The following is a 19,884-nucleotide window of genomic DNA, read 5'->3' as shown; positions in this document are numbered from 1 at the left end:
CAGCAAAACAATGGAGTCCGCGCGACAAGGCCTGTCGCGGCTGGTTCGGCGATGTCACCCCTTGTCACCGCGAAAACCGTAGCTTCTGAGCGTGGGGTCGGAGGACGGATTGTCGCGATGAAGAACACTCGGCGGGCAGGGCTCAAGCCGCTCAAAGTCGAACGCGAAATTCGGGACGATCTCTACTTCGTCGTTCAACGTCCACGAGGCAGTTCTTGCCACTCTCCGCCAAGAAGTCCCCCTTGCCAACGGCATCATCGAGTCTAAGCTGATTGCGTCCGTTCTGCAACGAGATGGACCACATACAAGCAGCTTGCCAGCGGAGCGCCAGTTGGACCAATCCTTTCGGATCGGCAGCCTCCAGGTGTTATGGGAGGATACGGAGCACGTATTCTGCAGAGGAGTGTGCCACACCAGCGCCAATCAGACGGCGGTGCTGGCGGTGGTCCTCACGGCGGAGAATCCGTCACCCGCCAGCCTCGATCGCCTCGCCCGTGAATTTGGCTTGATAGATGACCTTGACGGGGCTTGGGCGGTCCGACCCCTCGCGCTGGAGCGTAGCCACGGCCGGACTATGCTGGTGCTTGAGGATCCGGGCGGAGAGCCGCTCTCCAAGCTGCTCGGCTCGCCCCTGGAGTTGGGGCGCTTCTTGGCTCTTGCTGTTGGTATTGCCGCGGCGCTTGGCAAGGTCCACGAATGTGGCCTCATCCACAAAGACATCAAGCCAGCCAACATTATGTTTGGCTCCGCGGACGGAAGCGTGCGAATCACCGGATTCGGTATCGCATCACGCCTCTCCCGCGAACGGCAGCCGCCGGAGCTACCCGAGACCATCGCCGGCACCTTCGCATACATGGCGCCCGAGCAGACCGGCCGCACGAATCGCTCGATTGACGCCCGTAGTGATCTATATGCCTTCGGCGTCACGCTCTATCAGATGCTCGCGGGCGCTCTGCCCTTTGCGGCGGCCGATCCGATGGAGTGGGTGCACTGTCACATTGCTAGGATGCCAATGCCGCCGAGCGAACGGCTGAAGCATATTCCGGCCGCAGTCTCGGCGATCATCATGAAGCTGCTCGCGAAGACACCTGAAGAGCGTTACCAGACCGCTGGCGGCGTCGAGCGCGATCTGCGACATTGCGTAGCTGAATGGGGCACGCGGCGCCGTATCGATGACTTTCCGCTGGGCCAACACGACACCCCCAACCGGCTGCTGATACCCGAGAAGCTATACGGGCGAGAGGGTGAGATCGCGACCTTACTTGCCAGCTTCGATCGCATCATCAAGAGCGGCGTGCCAGAACTGGTGCTGGTCACTGGATATTCCGGCGTCGGCAAGTCTTCGGTCGTCAATGAACTGCACAAGGCTGTGGTGCCGCTGCGCGGCCTGTTCGCGTCCGGCAAGTTCGACCAATACAAGCCCGACATCCCCTATGCGACGTTGGTGCAGGCTTTTCAGAGCCTCGTCCGGCCTCTTCTCGGCAAAAGCAAAGCCGAGTTGGCAAGGTGGCGCCACGCTTTTCTCAACGTGCTGGGCCCGAACGCTCGACTCGTGGTCGACCTTATTCCCGAACTCAAGCTCGTGATCGGGGACCAGCCACCCGCGCCTGAACTCCCCTCACAGCAGGCACAAAGCCGTTTTCAGCTTGTGATGGAGCGCTTCATTGGAGTTTTTGCCCGACCCGAGCATCCGCTTGCACTCTTCCTGGACGATTTGCAATGGCTCGACGCGGCGACGCTCGATCTGTTGGAGCACCTATTGACGCGATCGGATCTGCGGCACCTGATGCTGATCGGCGCCTATCGCAACAACGAAGTCACTCCAGCCCATCCACTCATGCGTAAGGTCGAGGCCATCAAGACCGGCGGCGGAAAAGTCGCGGAGATCACACTGGCTCCACTTGCCCCCAAGCACCTCGGGCAATTGACTGTGGACGCTCTTCGCTGCACGCCCGAACGCGCCGCGCCACTCGCGAATCTATTGCACGAGAAGACTGCCGGGAACCCATTCTTTGTTGTTCAGTTCCTGTCTTCGCTCGTCGACCAAGCGCTGCTCACTTTTGATCATGACGGCGCGCGCTGGTCCTGGGACCTCGATGGTATTCAAGCTAGGGGATATACGGACAACGTCATTGATCTAATGGCGGGGAAACTCACCCGCTTACCGGTCGAGACGCAGAATGCGTTGCAGCAGCTGGCTTGTCTAGGAAATGTCGCGGATGTCAAGGCACTTTCGATTGTCCTCGGAATCTCGGAAGATCAGATCGACACCTCTCTGTGGCCAGCCCGCCATCAGGAATTGGTTGAGCGAATGCCAAGCGCTTACCGGTTCGCCCACGATCGCATTCAGGAGGCTGCCTACTCGCGGATCCCGGAGGATCTGCGGGACGAGACGCATCTTCGAATAGGGAGGCTGCTCGCCGCGCGCATACCTTCTGAAAAGCGCGAGGAAGCGATTTTTGATATTGTCAATCAGCTCAACCGCTGCGCGCCTTTAATCACCTCAAAAGATGAGCGCGTGCAAGTGGCCGAACTGAACTTGATCGCGGCCAAACGCGCGAAGGCATCTACGGGCTATGTCTCTGCGTTGAGGTATCTAACAGCCGGCGCCGCATTGTTGCTGGATGACTGCTGGGAGCGCCAGTACGAGCTCACCTTCGCGCTTGAGTTGCATCGCGCTGAATGCGAGTTCTTGACCTCTTCACCAGCCGACGCGGAGGAGCGCCTTTCGTTGTTGGTCCTGCGCGCCCTCAGCCTTCCGGATCTGGCAGCCGTCACCAGGGTGAGGGCGGAGCTCTACATGACGGCTGGCCGGAGCGACCGCGCCGTCGAGGTTTGTCTCGAGTATCTTCGACACGTTGGCGTTCAGTGGTCGGCACACCCGACAAAGGAGGAGGTACAGCAAGAATATGAGCAGATCTCGCAGTGGCTCCTTCATCAGCCAGTCGAGGCGCTACTCGAATTGCCGCGAATGGTCGATCGGGAGGTGTCCGGGACGATAGACGTCCTTCTGGAGGCAGTGCCGCCGGCCTTGCTCACCGATGAAAACCTACTGTGTTTGGTGGTCTGCCGGATGGCAAACCTCAGCCGCGTGCACGGTAACTGCGACGGATCCTGCTCCGCTTTTGTCTGGCTCGGTGTAATTCTTGGGTCGCATTTCGGCGATTATCAGACCGGATTCCGTTTCGGGAAGCTCGGCCTGGAACTGGTCGAGCAGCGCGGGCTTGACCGCTTCAAAGCCCGCGCCTACCTGCTGTTCGGCAGCCATGTAAATCCCTGGACGCAGCATATGCGGACCGGCCGCTCCATGGTGCGGCACGCTTTCGACGCCGCGATGAAGGTCGGTGACCTTATATTTGCGGGATTCAGCTGCAACGATCTGATCACGAGCCTGCTTGCCACAGGCGATCGGCTCAGTGACGTGCAGCGAGAAGCAGAGGCCGGGCTCGCGTTCGCGCGCCATTTCCGGTTTGATCTCGTTATCAATATCATTGTCACCCAGCTCCAGCTCATCCGAACGCTGCGGGGCTTGACGCCGATTTTCGGCTGCTTCAACGAAACCGAGTTCGATGAGGAGCAGTTCGAGCAGCAGCTGAGAGAACAACCGCGTCTCTCGCTCGCCAACTGCTGGTATTCGATCCGCAAGTTACAGGCACGCTACTTCGCAGGAGACTACGCATCAGCCGTTGAGGCGGCATCAGATGCACGACGGCTTCTCTGGACGTCGTCATGCTTTGAGATTGCTGAGTATCATTTTTACGCTGGGCTGGCACGGGCTGCGCATTGTGATGCGGTAAGCGATACAGAACGTGCCCAGCATATGGGAGACTTGGCCAGCCACTATCACCAACTTCGGAAATGGGCAGAGAACTGCCCGGAAAACTTCGAGAGTCGCGCCGATTTGGTGGGCGCGGAATTTGCGAGGATTGAAGACCGCGCACTCGATGCTATGAACCTCTACGAAAAGGCCATTTGTTCGGCACGGACAAACGGCTTTTTACACGATGAGGCGCTCGCCAGTGAGCTTACGGCACGCTTCTATGCGAAGCGTGGATTCGAGATTGCGGCGCATGCTTATCTGCGAAACGCTCGGTACTGCTATCTCCGCTGGGGGGCAGACGGCAAGGTGCAGCAACTTGATGCGGCGTATCCACGACTCAAAATTGAAGAGCCTGCTGTCACTGCGACCAGCACGATCATGGCGCCCGTTGAGCATCTCGATCTCGCAACCGTGCTTAAGGTATCTCAGGCCGTCTCGGGCGAGATCGCCCTGGAGAGGCTCCTCGAAACCCTTATGCGTACCGCCATTGAGCAAGCGGGCGCCGAACGAGGCTTGTTGATTTTTTCAGACGGGGGTGAGCAGCGGATCGCTGCGGAAGCCACGACAAGCGGCGATTTGGTGACCGTGCACCTTTTTCGCGACGAGTGTGTAGCCAAGGGCATGCTGCCGGAGTCGGTGCTCCGCCATGTCCTACGCACTCGGGACTTAGTCATCCTTCAGGATGCCGCCGCTCAACCACCGTTTGCGGCCGACCCGTACATTCGCCAGCGGAAAGTCCGGTCAGTTCTCTGCCTGCCGCTACTCAATCAAGCCAGGGTTATTGGTGTGCTGCTTCTGGAGAACAACTTGACCCCCAACGTGTTCGCGCCGGGGCGGATCGCGGTGTTGAAGCTGCTCGCCTCACAGGCGGCTATCTCGCTCGAGAATACCCGTTTGTACCGAGAGCTCGCGGAGCGCGAAGCCAAGATTCGTCGATTGGTTGATTCAGACATTATCGGCATCGTCATCTGGGAGCTGGACGGAGGCCTCATCGATGCGAACGATGCATTTTTGCGCATGGTTCAGTACGGGCGAGAGGAGTTAACTGCAGGGCTTCGATGGTCAGAATTGACGCCTCCTGAATGGCGAGAAGCGCACGTCCTGCACGAGCTCGAAGGGCTTAAGACGACCGGCACCATGCAAACCAGCGAAAAGGAGTTTTTTAGGAAAGACGGCAGCCGGGTGCCGGTCCTGCTCGGCGCGGCGGCGTTCGAGGGGCACCCACTCCAGGCCGTCGCTTTTGTACTTGATTTGACCGAGCGTAAGCGTTCGGAGGCAGCGGCCCGCGACAGCGACCAGCGCTACCGCGAAGTGCAGATGGAACTGGCGCACGCAAACCGCGTCGCCACCATAGGCCAGCTGACGGGATCGATTGCCCATGAGGTCAACCAGCCCATCACTGGGATGGTCATCGCCGCGCAGACGGCTCTGCGAAGGCTCGACCGTAAACCGCCCGTTCCGGAAGAGGTGCGCCAGTCGTTCGCACAGATTGCTAAATACGGCACACGAGCAGGTGCGGTAATCGGCCGAATCCGTGATCTAATCAAAAAAGAGCCGCCACGGGAGGATTTATTGGCAATTAACGGCCCGATCCGCGAGGTGATTGAACTCACCCGAGGCGAGGCGACGAAAAACCGCATTTCCGTCAAGGCTGAACTCGCCGAAGACTTACCGCTCGTTCGCGGAGATCAAGTGCAACTCCAACAAGTGATGCTCAACTTGATCATCAACGCCGTCGAGGCAATGAGTGGAATCAGCGACGGCAAGCGAGAATTGCTGATCAGCACGGGCAAAGCCGAGTCAGGGGGCGTGCTTGTGGTCGTTCGAGATTCCGGTCCCGGACTGGCGTCCGCCACGCTTGAGCGCATTTTCGAGGCGTTCTATACGACTAAGACGACCGGTTTGGGCATGGGGCTATCGATCTGCCGTTCGATCATCGAAGCGCACCGCGGACGATTGTGGGCTAGCGTAAACGATTCTCGGGGTGCCAAATTTCAGTTTACTCTACCTCCGCCGGACGAGGCTGTTCCGCGATAACCTGACTAAATATATGCGGTGTGACGTTGCAGGTCTGGGGAGCGAAACTGTTTAAACTTCTCGTCGCGATCTGAGATACGAGTGGCTCAACTGCTTGGCGATCGCGGCGTCGCCCGCAGAATCCTTCAGCTCATTGAGGAGGCCGGCTGTTTGCGATTAAATCCTTTCAGCGCTTGTTGTGCGAGTTCGACTCAGTCGGACCGAAGCTCTGGGGCGGTGTGAAGTATCCATAACCAAAGACGCATCGTCTTAAATCGTGAGGGCGCGATCTATGACAACAAAACCAATTCGACTTCAGAGCCGACAACATCTCGAGAGTATCCGCGCCTAGCACCCTGGGATCGAGGTCCAGCCGTTTGAAGGCAAAATAGTACGGCTGTGCCGAAGCTACTCACTGGCGACTCCTTCGAAGTGCAGGAGACGCATCTAGTAGCTGAAGTTGTTTCACTTCCTCGCAACTGACGGGCCGCTTAGCGTCACGGGCAGTCAGGTGAAGGCCGAATGTTTGTTGCTTCTCTTAAGGAAGAAATATGAAGCAAGCCTCGCTTCTCGACATTGCGCCGAGGTTCGATGATCTTCTTTGCGCGGCATGATGATAGCGGCGTTGCGCGCCCAGAAACGGAGTGAGGAAATGATCATAAGCGAGGGACATGTTGTTAATCGGTGGCTGTTCGCATGATCTAAATTTCGCTCTGTCGCCTATACTCCGTCGGTGTTGTTCCGACCATGCGGCGGAACGCAGTAGCCATGTGCTGCGACGAGGCAAAGCCACAGGCGTGCGCAACCTGGGTAACGCTAAGGGGGCCAGCTACCAGAAATTCCTTTGCGAGTTCTATCCGAAGCATCATTACATACCGATGGGGCGGAACTCCCGTGCTGGTCTTGAAGGCGCGTGCGAAATGATATGGAGAGCGAGAAACAAGTGCAGCAAGCTCGGCGAGCGACAAGTCATTCGCGAGTTGACCCCTCATGTACTCAGTAAGGAGCTTCAATTCTTTCGGTGTTAGTCCGCCTTTCGCCAGTTTGACCCCAATCGCAGGCTGCGAGGCTCGCGCGAGCAAAGTCGCGAGCGCCATGCCAAAGCTGTCGGCCTCCAATTGCGTCAGACCATGCGCGCTTAGTTCCCAAACTTGCTCGGCGAACTGCAGTGGCAAGGTGTCATAGCGTGCTCCATGATGGAGCGGTCCGCAGTCTTGGAGACGCCAGGGATCGTCCCAAAAAACCTTGGACGAAAATTCAATGACGAGAAGGTCGATGTTGGAAGTGAGTTCGTACGTGCAAGGATGATCGGGAGGCGCGACGAAGTAGTTTGGTGCGGATAGATCTGCGTTGAAACGGCCTGCGCCCAGATCGACGACAGATCGACCCGCCCGAGGCGCGCGGCTAATCTGAAGCGATACTCCATGGGCAGATTCGACGTACTCACCGGCTTGGTGCTGCGGCGAACGAAACAAGTTCAGTCCGCCAACGGATCTGTGCTGTTGTTCGAACGGATATATAGAGCGGTAATAGTCGGCGTAGCTCAGGGGGTGACTCATGGGCGGGTATTCACGACGCTTACTAGGACAGTGCGAGAGGTGTCGTGTCGATTACCATAGTGTATGCTTGTTTGTTGCGATGGCAGCGAAGCCGTTGGCGTACACGTCGTCGACGCAGATCAGGTGGTTCTTTGCGGGTGGCCCTTACGCAGGCCTGATGCTGAGTCTGGGTTGGTATTGCAGCGACGGAAGGCGCTTAAGTCAGCTGTTCAGCATTGTGGCGATCAACCATACTCACGGCCTGCGGCCTCGTCTCAGGATGCCGCGAATCTCGTACGGCGCGGCGTGGAAGGTTTTATGGAAGGCTGACCTGGCTTCCGTCCCACTCCTGCCCAGCTCGCGAGCGAGTTGTTCGAGGCCGGGGTCCTGAGCGTCGCCAAGAAGTGTCAAGAGGCGCCGGCGCTCTTGTCCAGAAAGCGATCGGGACCGCGGGCGGCGAGGAGGCTTTGTCGTTGCGTGGGTACGAATGAGACGGCATCCGAGGCTCAAAGAAAGATCGTCCAGCTCAAGGCGGCTAGGCACATCGCCACGCCGCAATCGCTGCTCGAGCCTGCGTCCGATCCGACCAAGTACGGGCTCTCGGGCAAAATGAGGTAGGGTGAAGGTTAGCCCGAGTGCGTCTATTGCCGAGAGTCCAAGGTCTTCGCCGAGTTGCCAGAGATCAGCGGCCGGAAAATAGATGTGGATGACGCGCCAGTCGCCCGTCAGCATGGCGGCAGGTGCTTGGCCTGCTTGGACCAATTGAATCGCGCCAGCCTCAAACATTCCCTCATGTACTTCGCGACCATCCACGGCGTAGGTCGCATGGTGGCTGCAAGTCGAGACCGCGAGAACGTGTGTCGTCGGATCTGAAGGCGACGAGACTTCGAGTTTCTGAGCGTTCTGACCCGCGAACACGCCGGCCGATAGGCCAGCTGTCCGCCCGGGCCAGGCGATTGCAATCGGAGCGATGCCCCAATCCGCTGACACACTCTCAGGGGTTGTCGATCGTCGTTCGCCCATAGCATTGCCAGCGGTCAATTATCGTTTCGCATGATGGCGGGCGCGCACTCGAGACACGTCTTTCTGTTCGCCCACCAACAGCAGCAAGCAACAGGTCACAACTTCAACCATAGGCGTAGTTGATAAAGTGTCGCCAGCTCTAATCTGCGTTCGCTACCAAAGACGGCGCGGTTTTGCGCAAGAATTTGAACATTCATCAAGTCCGTGAACGACGACTGTCGCTTTGGGCTCCACATCCATCTCGAGATCGTTGCTGATCTACGCAGCCTTTCTTGGCGGGGCGGCCATCTGGAGTCGCGATTGGCATTCAGCGGGACGGCTCTCAACCGAGTCTGCGAGCACACCCCGGCGAGCCGGGTTGCTGATCCGGTGGGACACCATGCAGTGAAGGAGAACTTATGGCGAATACATTGAGGAGCAAGTCGAGCGTTCTGCCGACGGGTGGCGGGCAGGCCCTGATTGACCCGGCCGATACAGTGATCCTATTGCTCGATCACCAGTCCGGTCTGTTTCAAACAGTGAAGGACATCGCCGTCGCCGATCTCCGGCGGAACGTCGAAATGATTGCGAAACTGGCGACGTTGCTGAAGATCCCGGTCATTACGACCGCATCTGAGCCGAAGGGACCGAACGGCCCGCTTATGCCGGAAATCCATAAGTACGCGCCGCATGCCGTGTTTGTGCCGCGTAAGGGTGAAGTGAATGCTTGGGATAACGCGGACTTCGTCGAAGAGGTGCGCTCGACCGGTCGAAAGACATTGGTCATGGCGGGTGTCTGGACGAACGTTTGCGTGATGTTCCCGGCGCTGGACGCCCGGTCAGCTGGGTTCGACGTCTATGCGGTGATTGACGCCTCCGGCGATCCGAGCGAATTGGCTTCGCGCACGACGCTGGCCCGCTTCGTCCAAGGCAATGTTATCCCGACGTCGACGAATGCGCTCTTGTCCGAGCTTCATCGCACGTGGGCCCGCCCTGAAGCAGCAGAGCTCGCGAAGTTATATGGCCTTGTAGCGCCCAACTACGCCGCGGTATCGGAGAGCTACGAGAAGGCGCAGGAGGTCGCGAAGCAGGCAAAGTGACGCCGAGCTTTGTTCGGGGCGCCGTACGCCCGGCATGTAATCAAGTTCCATCATTGTCTCTCTTGGCGCGGGCCTCCTTGCTGGATTGATGTACAGTCTTCTCAACGTGCGCTCTCCGGCGCCCCCTTTGGTCGCCCTCGTCGGATTGTTCAGCATTCTCGTCGTGAGCAGTTGCTTGCTGTCGGCGGAGCTGCTCGTAGGCTCAGCATCGCGGCTGCGTGGCGCGAAGGAGGATGCTCCTCCCACATGCTCGGGATGTTGCCGGGACGATGCGGTGATGCAGATGCGGCAGAACCGAAAGGGAACTGGTCATGAGTGTTCCGGACCTCATCCTGCACCGCGGTCTGACACGACGCTCGCTCGCTCTAGTCCGCCCAGGGACTTCAGGCTCACACTGGCCTGCTTGGATGAGGTCGGGAAGCAAGAAGAACAACTGCTGAGTCGTTGCACGGGCGTCACTGCAACCTAGTTCCTTCCGGAACTTGATGCCACAAGAGGCTGCCACAGATTTAGGGAGCGCATGCTGTGGCGCAGGACGAAGCCGACCGCGCACCCGAAGCTGCGCGACGATTTACGCAAGGCTTCAGCTTCGCCGGCGTGCACAAGGATCACACCAAGGTGCAATTGAGCCGTCAATTTCATGGGCTCTACTGTCGGCTGTTCGCGATAGCTGACTGAGAGACCGTATAGACGATCCCGAGCGAAAGCATCTAGGTCGATAACAATGGTGTGCCTACGAAGCTATCGTAAAGTAGCGAGACTGAGCTACATCCTAAGTTCAGCAACGAGTAATCATCTTTAGCAGTTTGGCCATGACCATGTCCCTCAACAGATTTGATCTAAATCTTCTGCGCGTGTTCGACGCGGTCATGGAGGAACGAAGTGTGCTGCGAGCCAGCCAGAGGATATGTGTCAGCCCTACGGCCGTTAGCCACGCTCTTGCCCGGTTGAGAGAATTGCTCAACGACGAATTGTTTGTTCGCACGACCGCGGGGATGCAACCGACCGCGCGCTCGGTTGCGATGGCGCCTTTAATACGCCAGGCGTGGAAATCACTGGAGGCGGCGATCGATCCACCCAAATTCGAGCCAGCTAGTTCGACGAGGGGGTTCACTATTGCGGTGAGCGATTTTGCTACCATGGTGATGCTGCCATTTCTTCTCGCCGTGTTAAGGCGGGAGGCGCCGCTCGTTAATCTCGTAATCCGGCCGGATAGTTGGATCGATCTGGCCGAGGAGATAGATCTCGGACGGATTGATGCGGCAATCGGTACTTTCTCAGATGTGCCTGAGCGATTCGGGGCAAGCTCGCTCTTCGCATACGATGATGTCCTCGTCGCGAGTTCTTCACGGGAACTCGGCAAGCTATCGCTTGAGGCATTTTCTGGCCTTTCCATAGCCGTGGTCTCGTTGAATGGCGAGCATGAGGGAGCCGTCGGCGGCTATGTATCTGAACGTGGGCTGGCCCGGCGATCGGAAATGTTCGATAGGGCCGCCTTCGAACGGGCCTTTTCGGGGACAAAGCGGAGTCCGCGTATAGCTGTCTCATTGCCTCACTTTCTTGCGCTTCCCTCACTACTTGAGGACGCGGATTTGATCGCTATCGTGCCACGGCCGCTCGCCAAGTTGTTGGTCCGCAGGCACCCACTGTCGATGCAAGAGCTGCCATACAAAACGACTTTAGAGGACGTGAGCGTTCTGTGGCATGAACGGAACGAGGGTGATGCGCCGCAAGAGTGGCTGCGCGCCACATTGAGTCGAGCTACCGAGCCCCTGCGGGGTCGTTTGTTTGAGTTTGCGCGCCCCGCCCAACCCGCTTTAAGCCCATCGGTGCAGCGGCTCGCCGCGGAAGCGTGAGGGAGGCCGAGGACTTTCGAGAAGCACGTCTGTATTCCGGAAAACCAACACCAAGGTACGATGGACCTTCGCCCAAGAGGAACTCTATTTTAGCGCAGGAACTTTCATTGTTCGCAACCTTGATTTGTGGCCTGTTCGCTCGAGCCGGCCCTTAGCAACTCCAACGGTGAGCGGGCTAGGATTGATCCGTGGCCGGCCAGCGGCCAGCGGAGTACAAGATGGACGACATGGCAGTTCGGCGCCGTGGCCGCAGCTTCTTTGAGTCGATGGCCCGTAGTCCGAAGTGTCAGTGAGTGCCGCCGCCGCTGTGGTCGTCGTAACGACAACCGGCCTCTGCGTGCGCAAACTTGCGACGGTTGGGAGGTGCATGGTAGCTTATGTTACGCGATCGTGCTCGATCATTGTCGACGGCCTCCGAATGGACAGCTCTGGTTTGCCGCCGTTGGAATGGGATAGGTGGAAATATTTCCGAGCGTAAGTTGAGCACGCCGGGTTGTCCTGGGCAGCGATCTAAAATGGCGGTCAACAGCAAACATTCGGCCGAGCAGAACCAGTACGTTCGGGGCTGTATCAACGATCTGAACAGGATTCTTGCTCATCCTCCTATCTGGAGCGATGGCTCGTTCTCACGGACACTTCTGGATTTGCTGGACATCGTGGTGGACATGCTCCACCTGGACTTTGCTTACGTTCGTCTCAAAGATCCAGTCAAGATGGAATATCTTGAAGTAGCGCGAACAGCGAGATCACCTAATGGAGCGATCGGGCCGCAAGAGGTGAGCAGCGTTCTGAGCAATTCGCTGGGCCAAGACCCGAAATCATGGCCCTTGAATCAGCGGATTGCGATCGGCGACAGAGAGGTTTCGACCGTATCGCTGCACTGGGGGTTGCTCCCGGATGATACCGGAGTGTTGGTGGCTGCGTCTCATCGCGCCGAGTTTCCCGAAGAGGCAGAGACGCTTCGTCTCAGAATCGCAACCAATCAAATCGCGAGCGGCCTACAGGAGGCGCGGCTGTTCAGCCAACGAGCGCAAATTGACGAAACTATGGATCAAGAAGTGGGGCGGCGAACCAAAGAGATTGTTGCCCTTAGCGAAGATCGAAGACAAGAGATTGTCGAACTCAGGCGAGTTGTGGAATCGCTCCGCGTACGAGAAATCGATATTCAGTTGGTAGTGGACGCAATTCCGGCTCCTCTAGCCATTATGACGGCGGATGGAGAGGTTGAGGCCGTCAATCGTCCCGTGCTTGAATATTTCGGGATGGGCGCCGATGAATTGAAGCGCTGGGACACCAGCGGAGCCGTCCATCCTGATGACGTAGCCGCGACGATCAGCACATGGAGGCGGGCGGTCGAAACTGGTGAGCCATATGAAGTGGAAAGCCGGCATCGCCGCAGCGATGGTGTCTACCGATGGTTCAACGTCCGCGGCTTTCCGTTACGAGACAAGGACGGAGACATCGTACGCTGGTGTGTACTGCAAATCGACGTAGAGGAGCGGAAACGCGCTGAGGAAGCCTTGCGAGCCAACGAGCGCAATCTCAATCTCATCATCAACACAATTCCCGCGCTCGTGTGGTCTGCTCGTGCGGATGGCTCCGCCGACTTCTTCAATCAGCACTACGTGGATTATGTAGGTCTCAGTATGGAGCAGATCCAGGGGTCTGGGTGGACAGCGGCTCTTCATCCAGACGACCGAGGCGGTGTCGCTCATGCGTGGCAATCGTTCATGGCGTCGCGCCAGGCAGGTGAGAAGGAAGCGCGATTACGTCGCTTCGATGGCATATACCGATGGTTTCTGTTCAGCGCCAATCCATTACGTGACAGGTCTGGAAATGTCATCAAATGGTTCGGAATCAATACTGACATAGAAGACCGAAAGCGTGCTGAGGAGCAACTGCGCGACACGCAAACGAAACTAGCGCATATGGCGCGTATGACGACTATGAGTGAGCTCACGGCATCCATAGCTCACGAGGTCAACCAGCCGCTATCCGGCATCGTCACTAATGCAAATACCTGCTTGCGCATGTTAGCCGCGGACCCTCCAAACGTCGTGGGCGCTCTCGAAACCGTGCGCCGTACGCTTCGTGACGGCAACCGGGCGTCCGATATCATTGGTCGCCTGCGGTCGCTCTTCAATAGGAAGGCGCCTGTAGCCCGACCAGTGGACCTGAACGAGGCAACACGAGAGGTCCTTCCGCTATTGTTGAACAGGATCCATCGCGATGGAGTCAGCTTGCGGCTGGAGTTTGCCGAAGACCTCCAGCTTGTCGCGGGTGATCGGGTTCAGCTCCAACAAGTGATCTTGAATTTGCTCCACAACGCCATGGACGCGATGAGTGTGATCAATGACCGACCGAGAACGCTGACGATCAAGACGGAGCGGGATCAAAGCAATTGGATTCGCCTGAGCGTGCAGGATTCGGGCCATGGTTTTGAAGTTGAGGCCGTAGAAAAGCTTTTTGACGCATTCTATACGACCAAGGACGACGGTATGGGAATTGGATTGTCGGTCAGTCGCTCTATTATTGAAAATCATCACGGGCGCATCTGGGCATCCTTGAATGAAGGCGCGGGGGCCACATTCTCGTTTTCACTCCCCCGAAGCGCAGAGAGTATAAGCGACGCGCACAGTCATGACGCCAAAGGAACGCCCTCCAGGGGCGGCGTCGCGAGGAATGTATGATGGTCACGCGTTCGTTTGTTTCGGTAGTCGATGACGATGAGTCCGTGCGGGAGTCTCTGCCGGACCTGCTGAGGGAATTCGGCTACGCTGCTCTAGCGTTTTCGTCAGCTGAAGAATTTCTGGGATCCGAATATGTAGGGCAGACGGGCTGTCTCGTTCTCGATATTGCGATGCCTGGCATGACTGGTCCGGAACTCCAAAGAGAGTTGACGCGTCTCAACCAAAGAATTCCAATTGTCTTCATCACTGCGCATGGGGATGATTCCACGCGTCCGCGAATGCTTGAGCAAGGCGCCATTGAGTGCCTTTCCAAGCCATTCAGCGACGAAGCTCTGTTGAAAGCGCTCAATGCTGCCTTCGGAGTAAGTTGAGGTGGAAAGTACTCGCGCGTCTGAATGAGAGGTATTAGAAAGGAATCGATGGCGGAAGGGCTGCTCGCTATGTCACACGAAAACGCAATCGTGTTCGTCATCGATGATGACGTCTCCGTGCGCGAATCTCTAGAATTGCTGATCCGTAACGAGGGCTGGCTTCCAGAGACATTCGAGTCCGCTCGAGCCTTCCTGTCGCGCCCACGCGTGTCTGTTCCTCACTGTCTGATTTTGGACGTTCGTCTTCCGGGGCTTAATGGCCTCGAATTGCAAAGGCAGGTAGCAGTCGAGCGCCCCGATATGCCGATCATATTTATCACGGGTTACGGGGACGTGCCGATGACGGTCCAAGCCATGAAGGCCGGAGCCGTAGAATTTCTGACTAAGCCATTCAATGATACCTTGTTGCTGGATGCAATTCGAGATGCCATCGATCGAAGCGACGCGTCACTCCGCCGTGACGCTGAGATGAAGGTGCTACGAGATCGCTATGCCTTGCTTAGCCGACGTGAGCGGCAGGTGATGGGTCTGATCGTTCGTGGTGTATTAAACAAGCAGGTGGCCCACGAACTCGGCATTAGTGAGATAACAGTCAAGGCGCATCGAGGCCAGGTAATGCGGAAGATGAACGTAACCTCGTTCGCCGAATTGGTGAGCATCGCGCCAAAGCTAGATCCTTAGCGTTGACTGGAGAGCCGTGGCGGAGTCGCAGCGCCTGGCTCTTTGCTGCCTCGGTTACGCGCCAGTATAGCCAAGCCGGTGACGAAGCGCTATCGCGGACCGTCCGTGGCATTCACCAATATTCGAGCGCTGACCGACCGAAATGCAGCCTGCTCATCCGAGCGCTGAAATTGTTTCACTTCCGCGCGCTCGCTAAATTGCACAACATCCACGCCGACTTCGCGACGGTTAGGGGCGGCGGCGGCCATAAGCATCGATGGGTGCTGTTGGCTTTCGCATAGCAACGGGAGGTGCTCGGCAATGGTGGAAGCTCAGATGATCAGCAAGCGCGCTTCGGTGAATGGCGTGACGCTGCACTACGTGGCGATCGGTTCCGGGCCTGCAGTGCTATGCCTCCATGGCTGGCCTCAAAATCACCGTGAGTTCCTGCCGATCTTTGAGAAGTGTGCTGAGCGCTACCGATTCATAGCACCGGATCTGCGTGGGTACGCCGATAGCGACAAGCCCTATGCTGACTATATGCCGGCCACCATCGCCCAGGATTTGCTCGAGCTTGCCGATGTTGAGAAGGTCGACCGATTCCACATTCTCAGCCACGACCTTGGAGGGCCGCCGTCCGTCGCCCTTGCTTATATGGCAGGACCGCGCGCGCTGTCTCTAGCGACGATCGAGACGCCATTCTTCGGTCTCAACTACAAGGACTACGTGGATCCGCGAGTACCGTATTGGCATTTGTCGATGCACGCGAATATGGATATTGCAAGATTCTTGATTGAAGGGCGGGAAGAACAATATCTTCGCCACTTCTTCCGGGACTTTGCCTACAATCCCAACGCGATCGGCGAAGACGAACTGCAACGGTACGTTATTCAGATGAAGCAGCCCGGAAACCTTCGGGCCAGCCTCAATCACTACGCCTTCATTGACGAAAAAGCGGCGCAACTCGCCGAGTTCGCAAAGAATAAGCTTTCGATTCCGACCATGGGCTGGGGAGGGCGGCGGTCCTTTGGATCACACTGCTTCGACAGCGCCAAGGCGCTCTCGGACCGGGCAGAGGGCGGTGTCATCGAAGAGTGCGGTCACTGGGTGTTCGAGGAGAAAACGGACTTCATTTGCGAGCAACTCGGTCGATTCTGGGACAAGAGCACCAGACTGTGATCGACATGATCGAACCAAGCACTCGATTTCGCATCGAGAGTGCAGAGCATACCGGCATCACGGTTTCGTCGCTCGATCAGGCACTTTCGTTCTGGGTCGACGTCATGGGCTTCGATCACCTGTATACCTGGGACTTCGATGAAAGCTCTTTCCTCGACCAGTTGGTCGGCGTGAATGCGGCAGCGGCACGTATAGCAATGGTGAAGGCGCCCGGTCATTTGATCGAGCTTCTGGAATACCGCTCTCCGAACGACCGGAAAGTAATAAAGCCTCGGTCCTGTGATGTGGGATCCGTACATGTGGCCTTCCGGGTCGAGAACATCGACGCATTATTGGAGCGGATCAGTGCTGTGGGGTGGAACGCCTTAAGCGGAGTCCAAAGGGTGGAGTCCGGAGAGCGCACCGGACTTCGCCTCGTTTACGTGCGTGGGCCGGACGGCGTCACTCTGGAGTTTCTTGAGTATCCAAAAGGTAGCCCCGGCGCGACACCCTGAATTTCGATCGACCAATTTCGGGAAAGGAAGGAAAAGCCATGCTTCGAAGCAGAGCGATTTTCATCATCGGCACGATCATGTGTGCCGCAGCCGCGACGGCGCAGTCGCCGGCGCCACAACTTCCAAAGTACTCCAAGACGCCTCCCGAATTGACTGCTATCGCGCCAACCGGTGGCGTGGGAGGGTCGGGCAACGTCAAGGTCCAGGTCGTTACGATCCTAGGCGATCCGTCCAAGCCAGGGCCCTACAGCCAACTGCTTAAGGTCGCGCCCCATGCGACCATTGCCGCGCATCATCACGCAGGGGACCGAGTCGGCACGGTGCTGCAGGGGACTTGGATGTTTGGTTACGGTCCAAGTTTCAGCAAGGCAGAACTCCGGACGCTTCCCGTCGGGTCAGTTTACACCGAACCGTCAGGCGCCGCGCATTTCGCGATGACCGGTGACGAGGCGGTAACTGTGTTGATCACCGGCTCAGGGCCGACAGATACTGTCTACGAGAACCCCGCTGATGACCCGACGAAGAAGCCGTGAGACACCGATTCCGGGCATTCACCAGTTTCAGCCGTTCACAGTGGACGAGCGACGCGAAGCTTATCGCGATTGCCGATCTGCATGAGATCGAGCACAGCGGCCGCGTCGATGCGCCATTGGCGTGTCAGCCAGCCGTACTCAAGATCGCATATTAATTCTCAGGCCAGCTGAGCAAAAATGCTTGCACAATCCGCCGGAGCTCATTCCTCGTGGCGCCGCCCTTCGCCTCAACCGCCATGCCTTGAATGGTCAACACCACAAGCCGCGCCGCATCGGACGTCGTCATGCCGGGAGGCAACGGCCCGGCGCTTGTCACAGCTTCGAGCCTGTCGCGCAGGATCTGTCCGAATTCATTTCGGCTGCGAACGAGATGTTGGCGGATCTGCTCAGTTTCCGGTGAACATGCGAGTGCAGCGCCCGTGATAAGACAGCCCGGGGGCGTGCGCGATCCGGCGTGCAGATCGGCCATGCCGTACAGTAGACTTTCTACAATCCGCCGCGGTGTTGGTTCGGCGAGCGCGCATGCCTGGCGAAATTCAACGTGTTTGGACAAGTAGCGCTCGACGATCCGATGAAACAGTTCCTCCTTGCTGCCGAACGCAGCGTACAGGCTTGATTTCGTAAGCCCCGTCGCGTCGAGAAGATCATTCAACGAAGTGCCTTCATATCCTTGCTGCCAGAACACCCGCAGCGCTTTATCCAGCACCTCGGTTTCATCAAACTCTCGGACTCGAGACATTGTCGCTCCTGAACCATTATACTGGACCGATCGGTCCATCATACCAACCGATGTCATTGATTCAAGAGCTGGAAGTGGCGCCGTCGGCGGCTGTACTAGCTCAAGCAGCAGGCGAAAGTGAAACGATTTCACTAGCGAGATGAATCTGATGCAGTTTGGCGCCGGTGCGCCGTTCGAACTCGGCCTTATCCAAATTCTAGAGATGTCAGGCGCGGAGGCGTTAAGTCGACGTACGCGAAAGTGCTGCGCTTGCGAACGAATGGACTGTCCAGCTATCGATAGGCAGCAAGCGACTTCCGACGCTTGGGAGTGCATCCGGCTTCGCAATGCGGCTGCTTTCCGCACAAGCGATGATTTCATTGTTTGCGGATCTTTCCTCGCTCCGTATCGAACCGCTGTCGGGCCCCCTCGACCTGATCTTGGTATGCAACGGCCCACCGGTATATCGCGGAGAACGGACCGCCAAGCGTGCGGCCGAGCGGGGTGATTGCATATTCAACCGCAACTGGAGAGGTATCAAGCACCTTTCGAGAAACCATCCCGCTTCGCTCGAGGCGGCGGAGAGTCTGCGTCAATGATTTCTGAGTGACAGGCTCGAGTGCGCGCTTGAGTTGGTTGAAACGCGTCGGGCCTCGCGAGAGCGCGGCGATCACTAGGATTGTCCACTTGTCGGCGATTTCTTCGATCAGCACCCGATTCGGACAATCCGCCGGGAAGGGCCAAAGTTCCAGCTCTGGCGGATAGATAAATTCAGGACGATGAGCTTCATTTTGCACGGTGCGGTATCCGATCAGAAACCTAGTAGCGGGCTAGTGCCTAATTTACATGAGCGCGGTGCCGATACTATAGCCCCTTCCCATGACGTGGACGGGAAGTGGGGTTGAGATGAACAGGCAGAGCAGCCAAGCGTACCACGCTTCGGCTTGTGACGGTCCATCGAAGCCGCTGGCCATCATGGCTGCAAATATTCTCGTCGCGGCGCACAATCTCGGGTCGCGAACGCTAGAGGGCATCGACGCCTGGAGCTCAAGCATCTCCAGGCCGTTTTGCAGGTCGAGCCGCAGGCGCCGTCCCGCCAGTCGCCGCTGTGTCGGCACTACGCGTTGAAGGAAAGAAATGCAGCGTGTTCATCGACTAGCTGAAATCGTTTCACTTCCGGCAACGGCTTGAACGGCATCAATTACAAGCCGCCTCCAACTGATCTGCATTTACCAAACTCAGGAGACCTCGAATGCCCAAGCTTGATATGCTTACTCCGCAAAACAGCGCCATCGCCCTGATCGACTATCAACCGGCAATGTACCAGGGCGTGCAGTCGCATGACCGCTTGGTGGTGTTCAATAATATCCAAATCCTGGCCAAGACGGCGAAGCTGTTCAAAATCCCGACGGTGATATCGACGGTTGCCAAGGACTCGTTCTCCGGTCCGTTCATGCCGGAGGTGACCGATCTGTTTCCGAACCACGAAATCATCGACCGGACCTCCATGAACTCGTGGCTCGATCCGAACTTCCGCAAAGCCGTCGCTGCCACCGGCAAAAAGAAGTTCGTCATCGCGGGCCTCTGGACGGAAGCATGCGTCATGTTTCCTAGCCTCGATATGCTCAAGGAGGGCTACGAAATCTACGTTCCCGCAGATGCCTGCGGTGATCTGTCGATCGAGGCGCATAACCGCTCCATGGAGCGTCTGCTGCAGGCGGGCGCCGTTCCGATCACCTCGTGCCAATACGTCTTCGAACTACAGCAGGACTGGGCACGCGCCGAGACCTACGAGGGCGTCATGGATATCCTCCGTGCCCATACACCGTACGGCATCCAGGTCCGCTTCTCGAAGTGGGCGCTCGGTGAACACGCTTCCGAAGCAGGCCCGCGGTAGCGCGCGGAAA

At 57.7% G+C, this 19,884-nt stretch carries 14 protein-coding genes and 1 pseudogene; 12 read left to right on the top strand and 3 right to left on the bottom strand.

Going from position 1 to position 19,884, the window contains the following annotated elements; translation table 11 throughout:
* Positions 1–331: 331 nt before the first annotated feature.
* Positions 332–5,857, top strand: a complete 5,526-nt coding sequence (locus ACVWY5_RS25060; protein ID WP_321176866.1) for an AAA family ATPase — start codon at positions 332–334, stop codon at positions 5,855–5,857.
* Positions 5,858–6,537: 680 nt separating this feature from the next.
* On the opposite strand, the gene ACVWY5_RS25055 is transcribed toward ACVWY5_RS25060, so the two are convergent.
* A complete protein-coding gene (locus tag ACVWY5_RS25055; RefSeq protein WP_080667289.1) occupies positions 6,538–7,395 on the bottom strand; it encodes a helix-turn-helix domain-containing protein in 858 nt (285 codons plus the stop codon).
* A 1,400-nt stretch (positions 7,396–8,795) separates the two neighbouring features.
* Between ACVWY5_RS25055 and ACVWY5_RS25050 the strand changes: the two genes are divergently transcribed.
* The 10 genes and pseudogenes from ACVWY5_RS25050 (at position 8,796) to ACVWY5_RS25005 (ending at position 17,259) form a co-directional block, all read left to right on the top strand.
* Positions 8,796–9,476, top strand: coding sequence for an isochorismatase family protein (locus ACVWY5_RS25050; RefSeq protein ID WP_028337464.1), 681 nt, complete (start codon positions 8,796–8,798; stop codon positions 9,474–9,476).
* Positions 9,477–9,564: 88 nt separating this feature from the next.
* Positions 9,565–9,672: pseudogene (locus tag ACVWY5_RS25045) on the top strand (DUF1427 family protein); the annotation flags it as partial.
* 329 nt (positions 9,673–10,001) lie between these two features.
* Entirely contained in the window at positions 10,002–10,154 is a 153-nt protein-coding gene (locus ACVWY5_RS25040) for a hypothetical protein (RefSeq protein ID WP_321176865.1), read from the top strand.
* Between the two features lie 134 nt (positions 10,155–10,288).
* Positions 10,289–11,332 carry a LysR family transcriptional regulator gene (locus tag ACVWY5_RS25035; RefSeq protein ID WP_063616600.1) on the top strand — a complete coding sequence of 348 codons (1,044 nt, stop codon included), beginning with the start codon at positions 10,289–10,291 and terminating at the stop codon, positions 11,330–11,332.
* A 515-nt stretch (positions 11,333–11,847) separates the two neighbouring features.
* The gene (locus tag ACVWY5_RS25030) at positions 11,848–14,022 is read left to right on the top strand and encodes a PAS domain-containing sensor histidine kinase (RefSeq protein WP_063616598.1); all 2,175 of its coding nucleotides are present in this window, start codon (positions 11,848–11,850) and stop codon (positions 14,020–14,022) included.
* The gene (locus ACVWY5_RS25025) at positions 14,019–14,393 is read left to right on the top strand and encodes a response regulator (RefSeq protein WP_321176864.1); all 375 of its coding nucleotides are present in this window, start codon (positions 14,019–14,021) and stop codon (positions 14,391–14,393) included. Before ACVWY5_RS25030 ends, ACVWY5_RS25025 begins: the two co-directional genes overlap by 4 nt.
* Positions 14,394–14,441: 48 nt before the next feature.
* Positions 14,442–15,074, top strand: a complete 633-nt coding sequence (locus tag ACVWY5_RS25020; protein ID WP_321176863.1) for a response regulator — start codon at positions 14,442–14,444, stop codon at positions 15,072–15,074.
* Between the two features lie 315 nt (positions 15,075–15,389).
* Positions 15,390–16,232 (top strand): alpha/beta hydrolase, encoded by an 843-nt coding sequence (locus ACVWY5_RS25015; RefSeq protein ID WP_321176862.1) that lies wholly within the window; start codon positions 15,390–15,392, stop codon positions 16,230–16,232.
* Between the two features lie 5 nt (positions 16,233–16,237).
* The gene (locus ACVWY5_RS25010; protein WP_063616602.1) at positions 16,238–16,726 is read left to right on the top strand and encodes a VOC family protein; all 489 of its coding nucleotides are present in this window, start codon (positions 16,238–16,240) and stop codon (positions 16,724–16,726) included.
* Positions 16,727–16,764: 38 nt separating this feature from the next.
* Positions 16,765–17,259, top strand: a complete 495-nt coding sequence (locus ACVWY5_RS25005) for a cupin domain-containing protein (RefSeq protein WP_038377953.1) — start codon at positions 16,765–16,767, stop codon at positions 17,257–17,259.
* 151 nt (positions 17,260–17,410) lie between these two features.
* Here ACVWY5_RS25005 and ACVWY5_RS25000 read toward each other — a convergent pair whose 3' ends face one another.
* The gene (locus tag ACVWY5_RS25000) at positions 17,411–17,998 is read right to left on the bottom strand and encodes a TetR/AcrR family transcriptional regulator (RefSeq protein WP_028337469.1); all 588 of its coding nucleotides are present in this window, start codon (positions 17,996–17,998) and stop codon (positions 17,411–17,413) included.
* Positions 17,999–18,354: 356 nt separating this feature from the next.
* A complete protein-coding gene (locus ACVWY5_RS24995) occupies positions 18,355–18,774 on the bottom strand; it encodes a helix-turn-helix domain-containing protein (protein WP_321176861.1) in 420 nt (139 codons plus the stop codon).
* Positions 18,775–19,229: 455 nt separating this feature from the next.
* On the opposite strand from ACVWY5_RS24995, the gene ACVWY5_RS24990 reads away from it, so the two are divergent.
* Positions 19,230–19,874, top strand: a complete 645-nt coding sequence (locus ACVWY5_RS24990) for a hydrolase (RefSeq protein ID WP_028337472.1) — start codon at positions 19,230–19,232, stop codon at positions 19,872–19,874.
* The last annotated feature ends 10 nt before the right edge of the window (positions 19,875–19,884 follow it).

This window comes from Bradyrhizobium sp. USDA 3256 (genome assembly GCF_054058275.1).
Note: the sequence above shows the minus strand (reverse complement) of the source record. Positions and strands in the feature narration are given on the sequence as shown.